This window comes from Williamsia sp. CHRR-6, from assembly GCF_018474015.1.
In the GTDB taxonomy this organism is placed as follows: Bacteria; Actinomycetota; Actinomycetes; order Mycobacteriales; family Mycobacteriaceae; genus Williamsia_A.
Genome location: NZ_JAHCSG010000003.1, coordinates 1 through 16,643 on the forward strand (window position 1 = coordinate 1; position 16,643 = coordinate 16,643).

Annotated in this window: 12 protein-coding genes and 4 pseudogenes; 6 read left to right on the forward strand and 10 right to left on the reverse strand. The window is 64.4% G+C overall.

Translation table 11 applies throughout. The features are described from left to right. Positions 1–434, forward strand: a pseudogene (locus KIK15_RS08865) (hypothetical protein); the annotation flags it as partial. Positions 435–438: 4 nt separating this feature from the next. Here the strand turns inward: KIK15_RS08865 and purB are convergent. From purB to purD, 5 genes are read right to left on the reverse strand one after another with little or no spacing between them, the layout of a single operon-like run. Beyond that, on the reverse strand, positions 439–1,869 hold the full coding sequence (purB, locus tag KIK15_RS08870; protein ID WP_374222839.1) for an adenylosuccinate lyase: 1,431 nt from the start codon (positions 1,867–1,869) through the stop codon (positions 439–441). A 27-nt stretch (positions 1,870–1,896) separates the two neighbouring features. Then, positions 1,897–2,520 carry a TetR/AcrR family transcriptional regulator gene (locus KIK15_RS08875; protein WP_214243871.1) on the reverse strand — a complete coding sequence of 208 codons (624 nt, stop codon included), beginning with the start codon at positions 2,518–2,520 and terminating at the stop codon, positions 1,897–1,899. A 50-nt stretch (positions 2,521–2,570) separates the two neighbouring features. Next, on the reverse strand, positions 2,571–3,767 hold the full coding sequence (locus KIK15_RS08880) for an aminotransferase class I/II-fold pyridoxal phosphate-dependent enzyme (RefSeq protein WP_214243872.1): 1,197 nt from the start codon (positions 3,765–3,767) through the stop codon (positions 2,571–2,573). 29 nt (positions 3,768–3,796) lie between these two features. Then, the gene (locus tag KIK15_RS08885) at positions 3,797–4,498 is read right to left on the reverse strand and encodes an alpha/beta fold hydrolase (protein ID WP_214243873.1); all 702 of its coding nucleotides are present in this window, start codon (positions 4,496–4,498) and stop codon (positions 3,797–3,799) included. A 5-nt stretch (positions 4,499–4,503) separates the two neighbouring features. After that, positions 4,504–5,763, reverse strand: coding sequence for a phosphoribosylamine--glycine ligase (gene purD / locus KIK15_RS08890; protein ID WP_214243874.1), 1,260 nt, complete (start codon positions 5,761–5,763; stop codon positions 4,504–4,506). Between the two features lie 129 nt (positions 5,764–5,892). Here purD and KIK15_RS08895 point away from each other — a divergent pair, with 129 nt between their 5' ends. Next, the gene (locus KIK15_RS08895) at positions 5,893–6,396 is read left to right on the forward strand and encodes an excisionase family DNA-binding protein (protein WP_214243875.1); all 504 of its coding nucleotides are present in this window, start codon (positions 5,893–5,895) and stop codon (positions 6,394–6,396) included. A 221-nt stretch (positions 6,397–6,617) separates the two neighbouring features. On the opposite strand, the gene KIK15_RS08900 is transcribed toward KIK15_RS08895, so the two are convergent. The 5 genes and pseudogenes from KIK15_RS08900 to KIK15_RS18360 form a co-directional block, all read right to left on the reverse strand. Continuing rightward, a complete protein-coding gene (locus tag KIK15_RS08900; RefSeq protein WP_214243876.1) occupies positions 6,618–9,755 on the reverse strand; it encodes a type I restriction endonuclease subunit R in 3,138 nt (1,045 codons plus the stop codon). Further along, positions 9,752–10,939, reverse strand: a complete 1,188-nt coding sequence (locus KIK15_RS08905; protein WP_214243877.1) for a restriction endonuclease subunit S — start codon at positions 10,937–10,939, stop codon at positions 9,752–9,754. Before KIK15_RS08905 ends, KIK15_RS08900 begins: the two co-directional genes overlap by 4 nt. Next, positions 10,936–12,501 carry a type I restriction-modification system subunit M gene (locus tag KIK15_RS08910; RefSeq protein ID WP_214243878.1) on the reverse strand — a complete coding sequence of 522 codons (1,566 nt, stop codon included), beginning with the start codon at positions 12,499–12,501 and terminating at the stop codon, positions 10,936–10,938. Before KIK15_RS08910 ends, KIK15_RS08905 begins: the two co-directional genes overlap by 4 nt. A gap of 156 nt (positions 12,502–12,657) precedes the next feature. Continuing rightward, the gene (locus tag KIK15_RS08915; RefSeq protein WP_214243879.1) at positions 12,658–13,023 is read right to left on the reverse strand and encodes a PIN domain-containing protein; all 366 of its coding nucleotides are present in this window, start codon (positions 13,021–13,023) and stop codon (positions 12,658–12,660) included. 7 nt (positions 13,024–13,030) lie between these two features. Beyond that, positions 13,031–13,297 (reverse strand): annotated as a pseudogene (locus KIK15_RS18360) (IS1380 family transposase); the annotation flags it as partial. A 574-nt stretch (positions 13,298–13,871) separates the two neighbouring features. Here KIK15_RS18360 and KIK15_RS08925 point away from each other — a divergent pair. The 4 genes and pseudogenes from KIK15_RS08925 to KIK15_RS18370 form a co-directional block, all read left to right on the forward strand. Next, positions 13,872–14,843 (forward strand): Abi family protein, encoded by a 972-nt coding sequence (locus tag KIK15_RS08925; protein ID WP_214243881.1) that lies wholly within the window; start codon positions 13,872–13,874, stop codon positions 14,841–14,843. A 171-nt stretch (positions 14,844–15,014) separates the two neighbouring features. After that, positions 15,015–15,203 carry a hypothetical protein gene (locus KIK15_RS08930; RefSeq protein ID WP_214243882.1) on the forward strand — a complete coding sequence of 63 codons (189 nt, stop codon included), beginning with the start codon at positions 15,015–15,017 and terminating at the stop codon, positions 15,201–15,203. Between the two features lie 671 nt (positions 15,204–15,874). Further along, positions 15,875–16,183 (forward strand): annotated as a pseudogene (locus KIK15_RS18885) (translation initiation factor IF-2 N-terminal domain-containing protein); the annotation flags it as partial. 246 nt (positions 16,184–16,429) lie between these two features. Then, a pseudogene (locus KIK15_RS18370) lies at positions 16,430–16,615 on the forward strand (MerR family DNA-binding transcriptional regulator); the annotation flags it as partial. Positions 16,616–16,643 lie beyond the last annotated feature (28 nt).

The window sequence follows — 16,643 nt, forward strand, 5'->3', positions numbered from 1 at the left end:
TCCTGCTGTTCACAATGTACGGCGGCTGCTCGACGCCGGCCTGCCCCGCACCCTTCACCCACACCGAAGCCCACCACGCCGAAACCGACTGGGCCGCAGGCGGACTCACCAACTCCACCCACCTCGCCCCCGCCTGCGGACCCCACAACCGCGCCGTCCACAACAACCCCGGCGGCTGGCAGACCGTCAAAATCACCACCGGACCCGACCGCGGCCGCTACGGCTGGACCGCCAACGGCACCACCAACCCACCCTGCACCAACCACCTCCACCAACCCCACCGAATACTCGAAGAGAACGCGCCAGTGGACCCTGACTGGTCCGACATCGAGCACCGCCTTGAACTGGTACTCGCCGAACACGCGGCGCGGCCACCCGATCCCGAACCGATCATCATCCGCGTCATCGACTACCGATCGCCGATCAGACCCTGATCGGTCAGAGAATCGGCGCCGGGGCGTAGGCGGCCGCCTCGGGGTAGCGGGCGACCAACTCATCGACCATCGCCACCACGTCGGCCACCTGCTGCTCCGCCGCCCCGATGAAGGCGTGCTTGTCAGCAAGTGCTGCTTCGAGCGCATCCCGGTCCAGCGGTAGCCGCTCATCGGCAGCCAACCGGTCGATCAGGTCCGGCTCACGGCCCTGCTCACGCATCGCCAACGCCACGGCCACCGCGTTCTCTTTGATGGCCTCATGCGCAGTCTCGCGCCCCACCCCGGCGCGCACCGCCGCGATCAGCACCTTGGTGGTGGCCAAAAACGGCAGATACCGGTCGAGTTCCTTGGCGATCACCGCCGGATACGCACCGAACTCCGCAAGCACAGTCAGGAAGGTTTCCATCAACCCGTCGATGGCGAAGAAGGCGTCGGGCAACGCCACGCGGCGCACCACCGAACAGAAGACGTCGCCTTCATTCCATTGCGCCCCAGCCAGTTCCGCGGCCATCGACCCGTAGCCACGCAGGATGACCGCCAACCCGTTGACCCGTTCGCAGCTGCGGGTGTTCATCTTGTGCGGCATGGCCGAACTGCCGACCTGCCCTGGTTGGAAACCCTCGGTCACCAACTCGTGGCCGGCCATCAGCCGGATGGTGTGCGCCAGCGACGACGGACCCGCCGCCACCTGCACCAGGGCCGAGAGCACATCGTGATCCAAGGACCGGGGATACACCTGCCCCACCGACGTCAGAGATCGCGAGAAGCCGAGGTGCTCAGCTACTTTCGCCTCCAACTGCGACAGTTTGACGGCGTCACCGTCCAACAGGTCCAGCATGTCCTGCGACGTACCCATCGGACCCTTGATGCCGCGCAACGGATATCGGTCGATCAGCTCGGCCAGGCGGCTGAGCGCGATCACCACTTCCTCTGCAGCAGAGGCGAATCGCTTACCCAGCGTGGTGGCTTGTGCGGCCACGTTGTGGCTGCGCCCGGCCATCACCACCGACGAGTACTCGGCGGCCCGCTGCGCCAACCGCGCGGCCACCGCCACCCCGTGGGAGTGCACATGCTGCAGCGACCGCAGGATCTGCAACTGCTCGACGTTCTCGGTGAGGTCGCGGCTTGTCATCCCCTTGTGGACGTGTTCATGTCCGGCGAGTGCATTGAACTCCTCGATGCGAGCCTTCACGTCATGACGGGTGACGCGCTCACGATTGGCGATCGAGGCCAGGTCGATCTCGTCGACCACCCGCTCGTAGTCCTCGATCACACCGTCGGGGACGTCCACCCCGAGGTCGCGTTGGGCGCGCAGCACCGCGATCCACAGTTGACGCTCCAACACGATCTTGTGGCGCGGCGACCACAGGTCGACGAGGTCGGCCGAGGCGTAGCGACTGGCCAGGACATTGGCGATCTGCGGTGTGGTGGTCACGGCGCCCATTGTCCCCTCCCGCGCCGATCAGATGATCGCAACCCCTGCGTTCTGCGGCGGCGCCAGCACGTCGAGCACCTCGGCCAGCGCGTGGCGGGCGGCACCCACCACATCACCGGTGTCGGCGGCCAGCGCCCCCACCACCACTCCGTCCTCCACGGCCATCAGGGCACTCACCGCACCCGGGTCACCGGCGCGTCCTGATTTGGCCAGCACCGCGCAGTGCCAGCCTGCCAGTTTGCTGCGATGCTCGGCCACCAGCGGTTGCAGCCGGGGCGTGCGGGCCGCCGCCACCACCATCTCGTAGCGGGCTGCCAGTGCGTCGCGCCGAGTGCGGTCGCCGATGAACACATCCGCCAACGCCTCGGCGGTGGCCTCGCAGCCCCGCCGACGCCGGGTCACCGACTCCGACCGGGCCGCGATGGCCAACTGATCGCGCTCGCACACGTGGCGGACAGCCTCCACGATCAGCTCTTCGAGTGATGCGAAATAGTAAGTCGTCGATGCCAAGGGCAGCCCCGCCCGCTCGGCCACCGCCCGGTGCCGAACCGCGTCGAACCCATTCTCCAACAACAGGTCCCCGGCGGCGGCGATGAGCTTCATCCGCCGCCGCTCACCTTTGGGGGTGGGTGCCGACGTCATCGGGCCCATGGTGCCAAACCGTCGCGCAGACGACAGGGATTTCTGAGAAATTGGGGATTTCAGGACCGACGCAGCACAGGTTGCAACAAGTCCAATGCGCGGTCCACCTCGGCGGTACTGCCGGCGAAACTCATCCGCACCGTGTGGCCACCGGCAACCGAGTCGAAGTCGACGCCAGGCGTGACGGCCACCCCGGTTTCGGCCAACACATCTCGACACCACGTCAACGAGTCGTCGGTGAGATGGGCGATGTCGGCGTAGAGGTAGAACGCGCCGTCGGGCGGGGCGATGTCGGTCACCCCGAGGCCGGCCAGACCGTCGAGCAGCAGCCGCCGGTTCGTGGCGTAACGCCGAACGTGACTGTTGCACTCGGCAATTGACTCCGGTCCGAACGCGGCCAGCGCCCCGGCCTGGGCGATGGCCGGTGGGCAGATGGTCATGTTCGCGGTGAGCCGCTCCACCGCGCGCCGATAGCGCGCCGGCACCAGCATCCAGCCCAGCCGCCACCCGGTCATGGAGAAGTACTTCGACACCGACCCGACCACCACCGATTCACGCGAGGTGGACCACGCGGAAGAGGTGGCCGGTATGGGCGAATCGTCACCGGCAGAACCGTATTCGATTCCGTATTCAATGCCATGGTAGATCTCGTCGGAGATCAACAGGGTGCCGTGCGCGTCGCACCAGCGAGCCAGCGCGGCCAACTCGTCAGGGGCCAACACGGTTCCGGTGGGGTTGGCCGGGCTGGCCACGATCAGCCCGGCCGGCGGTGAGTCGAGCGCATCGAGCATCGCCGGGGTGGGCGCGTATCGGGTGGCGGGACCGCAGTCGAGTTCGATCACCTCGCAGCCCAGGGCGGCCAACGTGTTGCGGTAGGCGGGGTATCCGGGGCGCGCCATGGCCACCTGGTCGCCGATGTCGAAGGCGGCCAGGAAGATCAGCGTGAACGCACCCGATGAGCCGGTGGTGACCACCACGTCGGATGCGCTCACGTCGATGCCGTGCAGGCGGCGGTGATGACCGGCGATCGCTTCACGTAATGCGCTGGTGCCCAAAGATTCGGTGTATCCCAGCGGGTCGGCGTCCAGAGCCGCCCGTACTGCGGCCAGCACCGGCGCCGGGGCGGGCGTGGACGGTTGTCCAGCGGCCAGCGACACCACCTCCAAGCCCTGCTCGCGGCGGGCTGCAGCGGCAGCGAGGACGTCCATTACGTGGAACATCTCGATGTCGGATCGGTGCGATGCTGCGCGTGCCATGGGTCTCACAGTAGCTCTGGGCCCCACCGTCAGCCGAAGACGAAGCGGGTGATCAGCTCGGTGACCGGCGACGGCGGCGACCACAGGTCGTTGTGTCCACGCCCCGCCACCGACGCCGTCTGCGAGTTCGGAATGCGTTGCGCCACAGCATCGGTCATCGACTGTGGCAGCATCTCGTCCTGGGCCCCGCGGATCAACAGCGCGGGTTGGGTCACCCGGTGGGCCTTGCCGAGGGTGTCGAACCGGTCGCGCGAGATCCACGCCGGGGTGAACCGAAACACGGTGCGGGCGATGCCGTTGACGCTGGTGAAGGGGGCGGTGAGCACCAGGTGGGTGCCGTGGCCGCGCACGGCCATCTCGGTGGCCACCGCCGAGCCCAACGAATGTCCGACGATCACCAGTGGCCCGGTGACCGGTGCCATGTGGTTCAGGATCTCCTCAACCGCGGTGTAGACGCTGCGTTCGGTGGGTCGGGGTAGGTCGGCGGCGATGCCGTAGCCGGGGTACTCGGGAATGACCACCCGAAAACCCGCCCGCAGGAACGGGATCAGCCCGATCAACTCTCGTGCGTCTTCGGCGTTGCCGTGCAAGAACACCATGGTCGCCGGCGCGGTGTCGGCGCCGAGGACCAGGGCGCGCCCGGTCGCGGTGGTGATGGTGGGCGACCCGGCCAACGGCGCTTGCGCGGCGGCCTCGGGTGGTGGCGGGAGAAAGATGAGACGCCGCAACATCGCGGTCAGCTCGGGATGGTGATGCGACCTTCGAGCGCGGCCAGCCCGATGTCCGAACGATGATGGGAGCCAGGCAGTTTCACCGCTGCGATGCGATCGTAAGCCTGCGCGCGGGCAGCGGCCAGGTCGGCACCCACGCCGACGACGCTGAGTACCCGACCGCCGGCCGACACCACCGCCCCTTCAGCGTTGAGCGCAGTGCCCGCGTGCAGGATGCCGGGGGTGTCCGCGCCGGTGATGACGTCGCCGGTGCGGGGGGTGCCCGGGTAGTTCTCGGCGGCCACCACCACGGTCACCGCGGCACCGGCCCGCCACGACAGCGGCCCGAAGTCCGCGAGGGTGCCGGTGGCGGCGGCGTGCAGGGCTAGTCCCAGTGGCGATTCCAGCAGCGCCAGCACGGCCTGGGTTTCGGGGTCGCCGAAGCGGCAGTTGAACTCCACCACCGCTGGACCGTGCGCCCCGATGGCCAGGCCTGCGTACAGCAGTCCGGTGAACGGGGTTGCGCGAGAGGACATCTCCGCTACCACCGGTGACACCACCTCGTCCACGATGCGCGCCACCATGCCGTCGGGTAGCCACGGCAGCGGGGTGTAGGCGCCCATACCGCCGGTGTTGGGGCCGCGGTCGCCGTCGCCGACGCGTTTGTGGTCTTGGGCCGGTAGCAGCGGCACCACGGTAGTGCCGTCCACCAGGCAAAACAGCGACACCTCGGGGCCGTCGAGGAACGACTCCAGCAGTACTGGATGCCCGCCTTCGAGGAGGTCGGCGGCGTGCGCGCGGGCGGCGTCGCGGTCGGGGGTGACCACCACGCCCTTGCCTGCGGCCAACCCGTCGTCCTTGACCACCCAGGTGGGACCGAACCGGTCCAGCGCGGCGTCGAGGCGGGCGGGGGTGTCGACGACTTCGCTGTGGGCGGTGCGCACCCCGGCCGCGGCCATCACATCTTTGGCGAACGCTTTGGAACCTTCTATTCGGGCGGCAGCAGCGCTGGGCCCGAACGTCGCGAACCCCGCAGCACGCAACGCATCGGCCACACCAAGCACCAACGGAACCTCAGGCCCGATGACCACCAGATCGGCAGCCACGTGTCGGGCCAACGCCACCACCGCGTCGGCGTTGCTCGCATCGACCGGGTGGTTGGTGGCCACCGCAGCAGTACCAGCGTTGCCAGGGGCTACATGCAGTTCGCTGACCTGCGGATCAGCTGAGAGTCCCACCAACAGCGCGTGTTCGCGGCCGCCGGATCCGATCACCAGTACTCGCACGCGCGTGACTCTACCGGCAGGCACCGGCACTCCTGGCCGACTGAGCGCCACCACCGGCACTTTCGTAACTTTCGTAACTGCGCTAGTGTGGTGATTCCGGCACGCCTCGGATGGAAGGAAGTGAGACTCATGAGCAGCGCGTCTGCGGACATCGTCAGCCCAGTTCCGGCCGATGCCACTGGGCTTGCCGACGTGCTCAGCTTCATCGAAGCCCATGAGGCTCGTCACGGGACCTCTCCTGAACCTGCCTTCTTCCTGTCCGGCGCGAGCGAACACGACCGCGTTGAACTGACCGAACAGCTACACGAGGTCCTCAAGCGTGCCGCCCACGCCCTCAGCAACGGCCAGTCGATCAGCATCCTGACCCGCGACCAGGAAATCTCAACCCAGCAGGCCGCCGAGATCCTTGGTCTCAGCCGCCCTACGGTGGTGCGCCTCATCGATGACGGCGAGTTGGACGCGCACGTGCCCGGCTCGGTCCGACGTAAGCTGCGGCTTGCCGACGTTCTCGCTTACCGCGAGGAGCTGCACGCCAGGCGCAACCGGTTCATCGCCGAGAGCTCGGAGGAGTTCGCGGATGCAGACGCCGACGACGTCGCCCAGTTGCTCGCCGAGGCGAAGCGAAAGCGTTGATCATCCACGGCGTCTGAAAGACTCGCCAACGTGTATCGCGCGGTCCTCGACACCTGTGCTCTTGTGCCGAACCTTCAGCGAGATTTTCTGTTGCAGCTGGCCGCTGAGAAGGCGTACTCGCCGCTGTGGGGGTCTGGGATCCTGTTCGAGCTGGACTACGTACTCGCCGGCCTGCACGGCAGGACCGGGATCACCGATAGCGAGGCACGACGGCGCGCTGATCAGTCCGCGCTACCGCCGGCCAGCCCGAAGTATCGCTCGAAGAATTCAGCCAACCGGGCGATCACCCGCTGCTTTGCGTCCCCATGGCCACCGCTAGCAGAAAATCGGGAGGCCGGGGGCAGCACCCTGGTGATCTCGGTGCCGGAGGTACGCAGGGCGCCCTCGCGGAACGCCGATTCGACGAACTCGCGAGTGTTGTCGGCGCGCAGGTTCTCCTCGGCGATGATCGTGGCCAGCTCCGCCTCACGTTTGGCGGCGACGAAGGCCTGCCACTCGTCATCGACCGCACCGTCCACGGACACCGAGTCCACGAAGTCCTCGATCAGATCCTTCTTGTTGCGCAAGCTGGGGCTGGCATCGACGGCGCGGGAGATCTCGGCGCGAATCTCCTTGTCCTGACCATCACCGCCGTGCTTGTCGCGGTACTTGGCGACGAGCATCAGGATGTAGTCGACGTTGATCTCGACCTGCTTGATCAGCTCGACCTCGAAGACGATGTCGTCGTTGATAAGCTCCTTCTCCGCGTCGCTGCCCGCCCGGAACTCGGCGTACAGATCGAGGTACACGCTGCGGTAGTCCTGTCCCTGGCGTTCGGTGAGGATCTCGTTGCCGGCGAAGTCGTCGAACGAGGTGAGAATGTTCTCCAGCCGCAGGATCTGCCCGAACATCGCGATGAACTCCTTCTGCGCCTCCTCCCCCACAATCGGCTGACCCAGCGGGAACTGCGCGAGCATCTCGGCTACCTTCTCGGCGTAGGTGCCGTAGTACTCGGCGTAGGGCGCCAGGATCACCACACCGCGGGCGTCCTTGTTGCCGAACAACTCCAACGCCTTGTTGGTGGCGTCCTCGAGGTCGCGGAAGGCGACGATGTTGCCGTAGGTCTTCACCGAGTTGAGGATGCGGTTGGTGCGCGAGTACGCCTGGATCAACCCGTGGGCGCGCAGGTTCTTGTCCACGAACAGGGTGTTCAACGTGGTGGCGTCGAAGCCGGTGAGGAACATGTTGACCACGATCACCAGGTCGAGTTCCCGGTTCTTGAGCCGCTGCGACAGGTCCTTGTAGTAGTTGCCGAACTTGTCGGCGCTGGTGTCGTAGCTGGTGCCGAACATCTCGTTGTAGTCGAGGATCGCGTCGTCGAGGGCGGCGCGGGCATCGGTGGGCAGGTCGGTGGTGTCGAAGCCTTCATCGTCGAGTATCCCGCCGTCGGCGGTGCTGTCATCGACGGCCTCGTTGGCGCCGTAGGAGTAGATGAGCCCGATTTTCAGCCGCCGATGGGCGGGCAGCTTCTCCTGCTCCCACTTGAGCACGCTGTAGTAGACGCGCGCAGCGTGAATGGAGGCGGTGGCGAAGATGGCATTGAACCCGCGCACCCGTTTACGGGCGCGCACGGCCTCGGCCTGTCGGCGGGTGCGGGTGGCTTGGGCGACGTTGGTGACCACCGAGTGCTCGTAGCTCGACGACCGTTTGGTCTTCTGGTCGAAGTGGTCGAGCACGTATGTCGCGATCAACCCAATGCGGCGGTCGTCCAGCAGCGCCTTCTCGCGGTCGATGGACGAGACCTGCTTGTCGTCAGGAGAGCCGACCTTGATGGTGTTGATGTAGTCGATGCGGAACGGCAGCACGTTCTTGTCGGTGATGGCATCGACGATGGTGTAGGTGTGCAGCTTCTCGCCGAACGCCTGCTCGGTGGTCTTGAACTGGGGGTTGCCGCCGCTGCCGCTGTTCTCGGCGAAGATGGGAGTGCCGGTGAACCCGAACAGGTTGTAGCGCTTGAACGCTCGGGTGATGTCGGTATGCATGTCGCCGAACTGCGAGCGGTGGCATTCGTCGAAGATGATCACCACGTGCTCCCCGGTGACGGGGTGTTTGGGGTTGGCCTTGATGAACGTCGAGAGCTTCTGAATGGTGGTGATGATGATCCGCGCAGCTGGGTTCTCGAGCTGCTGCTTGAGCACCGCGGTGGAGGTGTTGGAGTTGGCCGCACCTTTCTCGAAGCGGTCGTACTCGCGCATGGTCTGGTAGTCCAGGTCCTTGCGGTCGACGACGAAGAGCACCTTCTGCACACTCGCCAACTTCGACGCGAGTTGCGCGGTCTTGAACGAGGTGAGCGTCTTGCCGGAACCGGTGGTGTGCCATACGTAGCCGCCGCCGGCGACGGTGCCGAGGTGCTTGTAGTTGGTAGCGATGTCGATGCGCTGGAGAATCCGCTCCGTCGCCACGATCTGGTAAGGCCGCATCACCAGCAGCAGACGGTCGGCGGTGAGCACGCAGTAGCGGGTAAGGATGCTCAACAGTGCGTGTTTGGCGAAGAACGTCTTGGCGAACGACGTGAGGTCTTGGATCGGCTTGTTCTGCGCATCGGCCCACCACGAGGTGAACTCGAAGGAATTGGACGTCTTGCGTGCCTTGGTCGCCTTCTGCCCCTCCTTGAGGTGCTGGCTGCGGGTGGTGTTGGAGTAGTACTTGGTGAGGGTGCCGTTGCTGATCACGAACAACTGCACGTATTCGAACAGGCCCGATCCGGCCCAGAAGCTGTCGCGCTGGTAGCGGTCGATCTGGTTGAACGCCTCGCGGATGTCGACGCCGCGCCGCTTGAGTTCGATGTGCACCATCGGCAGGCCGTTCACCAGAATGGTGACGTCGTAGCGGTTGGCGTAGCGGCCCCCGGCGCTCTGGTCGTCCGTGGGGTCGGCGGCGGCGACCTCGTACTGGTTGATCACCTGCAGCCTGTTGTTGTGGATGTTCTGCTTGTCCAGCAGCGTGATGTTCTTGGTGGTGCCGTCGTCGCGCTTGAGGGTCTGGACGTGATCCTCCTGGATGCGCACCGTCTTCTCGGTGATGCCGTCGTTCTTCCCCGCCACCTTGGTGCCGAAGAACGCCGCCCACTCGGCGTCGCTGAAGGTGATGGCGTTGAGCGCTTCAAGCTGCGCCCGAAGGTTGGCCACCAGCTGCGCCTCGGACGTAATGGGCAGGTACTCGTACGCCTGGGACTGCAGCAGCGCCAGCAACTCGTTCTCCAGCGCCGACTCCGACTGATATGCCGCCTGATCTGATGAATCGGCGACGTACTCGGCCACGACCGTGCTCTCCGCCGAGACGGCGATGGGGTCGAATTTGCGCGGTGCGGCCTCCGTCACGACGGCGCCTCGTCGAAGGTCAGCAACTTGTCCCGGTAGTACTCGTACTGCTTGCGCCGGGCTGCGAGTTCGGCGGGGAGGCCGACGCTGAGGTCGTTGACGAGTGCATCAAAGCCATCCAGTTGTGCAACGACTTTGTCTTGCTCGTGCAGTGGAGGAACCGAAAGCTCGTACACGTCCCGGATCACAGAGGGATGAGCTTTGCGCGTGTAATCAAATACTTGACTTTCCCATTGCACTGTCAGAACGTAATAGAGGTACTTCACACGCAAAACCGAGCTGTCGATAGTCATCCAACCACTAACGTTGGTGACCGAGAAACGGTGCGGATGGCGGTAAAAGAATCGTCCGCCACCATCCACGGACCAGGTGATCCGTTCATCATTGAACATGTACAGCCCGTATCGACCAAATTCGCCGGTACCGGAACCGGAGGATGAGTAAACAGGATATCGTCCAGGGCTATTAGCGATATCTATCTTCGAAATGACTTTTCCGCGGCCGAGCTTGACAGTCCCGCGATTCTCAAGTTCGCCCAATGACAATCGGTCACCGCTCTGTGAGCGTGACACGATCTGCGCTCGATAATGCCGATACTGCCGCCGCCGCGCTTCCAGCTCTGCTTCCAGCTCTGCTTCCAGCTGAGTGAACTGGTCCAATATTTGCACGATTTCGCGCTGGACTTCGAGAGGTGGCACAGGAATTCGGAAACTGTAGAGCTGCGCACTGTTGATCGAAGTCACTGAACCGCCCGACTTGCTACAGCTCCTCAAGATATCTCCGCCGCGGGAACTCAGGATGTGAGCAATGAAACCTGCCAAAATCCCATCCCGAGGGAAAACCGCCTTCATGTCCTGGTTGAGCGCTACTGGAATTGGAACGAGGGCAGTGGGAAACACACGGTCAAGGATGCTTGATCGAACGACGACGGCAACTGACGGAGCGGGAATAAGGTTCGTTGATGAATTCGCAACCGCTAATTCCGTGATGGTGTCGATTGTCGTATTTACAACCCGTCGCCCCATGTCTTTTGGGGATACCCACGGTATATTACCGCCGTCCCAAAAATCCGCTCTATCCTTTGTGGGCGTCCCTCCGCCGAACCACTTCCCGATAGAACTGAGAGGCTCGGTCGGTACACCGTCCGGACACAACTCACTAATTAACTCATCAACCCGGCTCACCCCGCCCCCTCCAAGTCCGCCACAATCTCATCGATCGCCACACGCAACTCCTGCTGGCGCGCCACGATCCTCGCGATCTCCTTGTTCAACTCGGTGATGTCGACAACCTCGCGCAGGTCCTCCTGCTCCACGTAGCTCGACACCGCGATGTTGTAGGCGTTCTCCGCGATCGCGTCGTTCGACACCAGCTTGGCGAAGTGCTCGACATCCTCCCGCGCGGTGAGGGTGTCGAGGATGCGGTTCTGATTCGCCGGCAGCAGCTTGTTCTTGTTGCCCTGGCGGGTGAACTCGGCCGAGGCGTCGATGAAGAACACCCCGTTGTCCCTCTTCGACTTCTTGAGCACCACGATGCAGGTGGCGATGGTGGTGCCGAAGAACAGATCGGGCGGCAGCTGGATCACCGCGTCCACGTAGTTGTTGTCGATCAGGTACTTGCGGATCTTCGCCTCCGCACCCCCGCGGTACAGCACACCGGGGAACTCGACGATCGCCGCGGTACCGTTCACCGCCAACCACGCCAGAATGTGCAGCGTGAAGGCCAAGTCCGCCTTCGACTTCGGGGCCAGCACCCCGGCGGGGGCGAACCGCTCGTCGTTGATCAGCAGCGGGTTGGCGTCGCCCTCCCACTTGATCGAGTACGGCGGGTTGGAGACGATGGCCTCGAACGGCTCGTCGTCCCAGTGCTGCGGATCGGCCAGGGTGTCGCCGTGGGCGATGTCGAACTTCTCGTAGTTCACATCGTGCAGGAACATGTTGATGCGGGCCAGGTTGTAGGTGGTCAGGTTGATCTCCTGGCCGTAGAACCCGCCGACGTTGTCCTTGCCCAGCACCTTCACGAACGTCAGCAGCAACGACCCCGACCCCGCCGCCGGGTCGTACACCCGGTTCACCCGCGTCTTGCCCGCCACGGTGATCTTGGTGAGCACCTCCGAGACCTCCTGCGGCGTGTAATACTCACCGCCGGACTTACCGGCCTGCGAGGCGTACATCTGCATCAGGTACTCGTAGGCATCACCGAACAGGTCGATCGAGTTGTCCTCGAAGTTGCCCAGCGGCAGGTCACCGATCGCATCGAGCAGCTTGACCAGCTTCTCGTTGCGCTTGGCCACGGTGTTGCCCAGCTTGGAGCTGTTGACGTCGAGATCGTCGAACAGGCCCTTGAGGTCCGGCTCGCTCTCGGTGCCCACTGCGGAGCCCTCGATGTTGCGGAACACCCGCTCGAGCGTCTCGTTGAGGTTCGCATCGCGCGCGGCGCGGGCGCGCACGTTGGTGAACAGCTCGGACGGCAGGATGTAGAAGCCCTTCTCGTCCACGGTGTCCCGGCGCCCGAACTCCGCATCGGCATCACTGAGCTTCGGGTAGTCGAAATCGACGTCGCCCGCCTCGTGCTCGAGCTTGTTCAGGTACGCCGTGAGGTTCTCGGAGATGAAGCGGTAGAACAGCATTCCGAGCACGTAGGTCTTGAAATCCCACCCGTCGACACTGCCGCGCAGATCGTTGGCGATACGCCAGATCGTCTTGTGCACCTCGGCCCGCTGGGCTTCCTTGGTGGTCGGCGACATACCTCTCCTCGTCCCGCTGCGGCGGCTCTCCTCGCCCGCCCAACCGGGCGGTCGGGACTACCTTCGCAGTTGGGTACGACATGTGTGGCGGCGACACGCTCCTACTGGCTGGCAAGCCGCATTTGCGCTGCGACAAGGCACGGTGGCGTTGGGGAATCAGCCGCCTAAACGGAGAGCAGCAAAAGACTCGATGAGTCCATCGCGCTCCAGTCTCGGCAGGACCGCTGCAACCGTCCTCGGCTCCTTCATGTTGGAGTCGGCGATGCGCTGTATCGCGCCGTACACGGCGGTCCTGTCCAGGTCGATCTGATCGAGGATGAAGTCGTCGGGCGACTTGGCCTCCAGGTCCCAGGGCGTAAGGGCGTCAGCGGGAAAGTCCCTCAGATTCCGGGTGACTATCACCTGCGCGCGAGCCTTGATCGCAGCGGCGAGCACGTGCCGATCGCCCGGATCGGGTAGCTCCACGGCATCAACGAGCGGTTCGAAGCCAGCCACCGTACCGTCGCGGATCGCGTCGTTCATCAGTGTGCGGGTGCGCGCCAGCCTCGTCGAGAGTGGCGATGTCGGCGAGGCAGTCACCGCCGAGCGCCACCGACACCGCGGGGTCAAGGACGATCTCGGCGGGCTCGAACTGCGCCAACGGTTTCCGTCACGGCGACAGCGCTTCCGACAACGCGGCGCCCAGACCGGTGACCTCCGCGGTGCGAAGGAGTGTGACGGCTCCGGTTTGCGGCACGAGACCGGTTCCGGTGGCATCGGCGGTCAGGTGTGGGTACGACGACGTAGACTCGCTCACCAGAATGGCGCTCCTCGAACTCGCTGGATTGTTTCCTTCGCAAGTTCAATCTTCCCAGTTCAGGGCACCATTCTTCCGAACATCCTCGCCGTGTCGACCCACCGGCGTGAAAGCCCGAGGCTCGCCGGTGTCGTCCCCACCACCACTCAACCCGAAGAACCGCTCGAGGAACTCAGCAAGGCGTGCGATCTCCCGCTGCCTGGTCTCCCCGAGACCTTCGCCTCCGGAGAAACGGGAGCCCGGGGGCAGCAACCTCGCGGCGGCGCAACACCCCACTGGCCTGATCCCACATGGACGAGTTGCGCCTCGGCACGTGCACCCGCAGTTCGTCTAAACCCTTCAGGGAGACTCAGGCGGTTTGACGGCAATGCGGCTGTTCATGATTCAGATTCACCACCGGCGCGACGGCCGGTAGCAGCCGATATGTCACGGCTGCCGCTGCCTGCCGCAGTCGAATCACCGAGAACCCGGCCTGACATGCAGATTTGCCGACGCATCGGGCGTGTCCCTATACTAAGTGCAATCGTTCGGCCCGCCCCGGCTTCCGGGAGCGGGCCGGATTTATATTCAGGGCGTGTCCACACCGATGAAGCCGTTCCTCTCACTCGACGACCAACTTGCACGCATCAAGGGTCGCGGGATGACCGTCGACGACGCGGACGAGGCCCGTCGCTGGCTCGCGGCTGTCGGGTACTACCGCCTCAGTGGCTACTGGTATCCCTTCCGCGTTCGGGACCCGGCCACCCTCGTTCGCTCGGACCGGTTCTTGACCGACAGCTCATTCACCGAGGTCATCGGGCTCTACGAGTTCGACCGCCACCTCAAGACGCTGATCCTGAGCGGCATGGAACGGGTCGAAGTCGCCATGCGCAGCCAGATCGGCTACACCCTCGGCGCATACGACCCCCAGGCGTACAGGAACAGCGCACTGTTCCGGTCGACCTTCAACCACGACGGATGGAACCACACAGCGGACGGCAGAGTTGCCCGTGCCCGCGGCCGCGACAACTTCGTCGACCACCACGACGTGAAGTACGGCGGGCAGCTCCCGATCTGGGTGCTCACCGACGTCCTCGACTTCGCTGACATCTCGAAGCTGTTCGAAGGCATGCGGGCCACCGACCAGCGAAGGATCTCAGACTGGTTCGGCATCACCAGAGATCCGGGTATCTCGAACAACCAGAAGAAGAAGTGGAACAGCCGTCCACCGCTCGCCAACTGGCTCGAGCACCTGACCGTCGTCCGCAACATCTGCGCCCATCACGGCAGGCTGTGGAACCGCCAGCTCACCCCCGTCGGCACACGGGTCATCACCCACCTACCCGGGTTCGAAGGGATCCCGCCCGATCAGGCCGAACACGTCTACATGACAATCTGCATCATCGCGTTCCTCCTCGACACGACCTCCCCGGGCAACACCTGGCTACAGAAAGTCGGGACCCTCGTCCACCGCAGTTTCTCTCGCTTCGAACACCGAACGGTCGAGGAGATGGGATTCCCGAACAACTGGGCTGCGCTTGCCCAGTGGTCCGGGAAGACCTCGTAGCGTCGTGGCACCTCGGGTAGGCCGCGCCAAGCCATGTTAGGTATCCCCGGCTACTCCTGGGGGTCCTTACTACTCCGGCTCCGGTTTCGGCTCGTTGGGAGCTGCCTTCGCCCGTCAGAAAGGTCAATTTTATTGGATCAAAGTGTCGTATCCACGCGTCATGTTCCATGCATGACTGACTTCCTATATCGCGTCGACGGCAGCCCCGCTGGCTTCGTTCTCGGGCGCTTCATTCATGACCTATGGGGGGACACAGTCGGCCAAATCAGTTCATCGGGTCGAGTGCATCGCCTGATCGGGCAGTATGTGGGCGAACTGCACGACCAGCAGGTCGTCGACAAAAATATCGGCAATATCTGAAACCTGGTAGCCCAGGAAATCCCGGAAGCCCGGGGAGCCCCAGGAATCGAGGCCACCGCGGATGTCCGGACCGCGACGTGTTTGACAGCTTGGTTTGAATGCTCGCGTGCGCTGCACTGATCCGGGTGATGTCGGCGGTCAGGTCCGGGGTCACCGCCAAACCGGTGGTCGCCGCGGCGTCGACGGCGATCTCCATCGCGAGGGTATGCCCATCGGCCTCCATGGACTCGTCGATAATCGCCATCCGATAGGCGTCGACACCGGGCCGGACGTGCTCCGCCAGGTCCTAAGCCACTTCGAAGGGAGCCCGCATGGGCGGCAGCCTATGCGCCGGCGCCCCCGGCGACGCGGTTCGGGCCGGACCCGGCACTGGCGAGCCACCGGTAACCGCCATTCATGTCAGGTGACAGCGCACCCGACCTCACCTCGAGCATGGCCCACGACCTGGGCATCTTCCGATCGCGCCGGCGGCTCGCCATCAGCGCCGCTTGACCACGGCCGCTGTTGACGGTAACGTTGTGTTGGCGGCTTTCGTGCGTCCAAAATGCAATCCTCTCAGATCTAGGTGGGATTTTTTATGCCCTGAGCAGGCTAGACGGTTCGCCGATCCGATTCACGTTGGCCAGCATGCGATGCACTGTCACACTTTCCGTATTGGGTGAGGAGTTCCAGTGACACGCAAGTTCCGGGTGCACGAGCTGGCGAAGGAACTCGGCGTCAGCCGCAAGACGGTGCTCGCAGCACTCAAGGCGCAAGGCGAGTTCGTGAAGTCCGCGTCCTCGACAGTCGAAACGCCAGTCGCACGTCACCTGCGGGGATCGTTCGCAGTCCGTCCCGCGCCACCCCCACAGACGTGCCGCTTGGATACCCTGAGGGAGGGTCCACCACTTCGACCTCCTCCACCCCGCACCATCCTGGGACAACCTCGACCGGTTCCACCGCGACCCGCCCCGAAATCACGTCCTCGCGTACCAGCCGCGCTGCCCTCGACTCAGCTGGTCACCGCATCTGAGGCTTACGCGATCGTGGGTGTCAGGCCCGAAACGGTCCGGAAGTGGGCCTCACGTGGCCACCTGCAAAGCAAAGGGAAACGCGACCGGGCTGCACTTTACGATCGCGACGACCTGTTGAGAGTCCGCGACGAAACCCGTAGCAGAACGATCGATCCTGCGGTGTCGTCGGAACTGTACGTGCGTCACTCCTACTACAACCGGCTCATCACCACTAACGAGGTGGCTCGGCTCTTCGACGTTGCACCTTCGACCGTCCGCAGTTGGGTCCGCCGCGGCCATCTGGCGCCGGCCCGTCGTGGACCCCGCGGCCAGCTCTTCAAGATCGGGCTCGTGCTGATCGCCGCCTCCGACCGTCGAGATGAACTCTTTCGTTCCCGAAGATTCGTCTACCCGGACTGACCGGACAAAAAAACCAACCCGCTCCGCC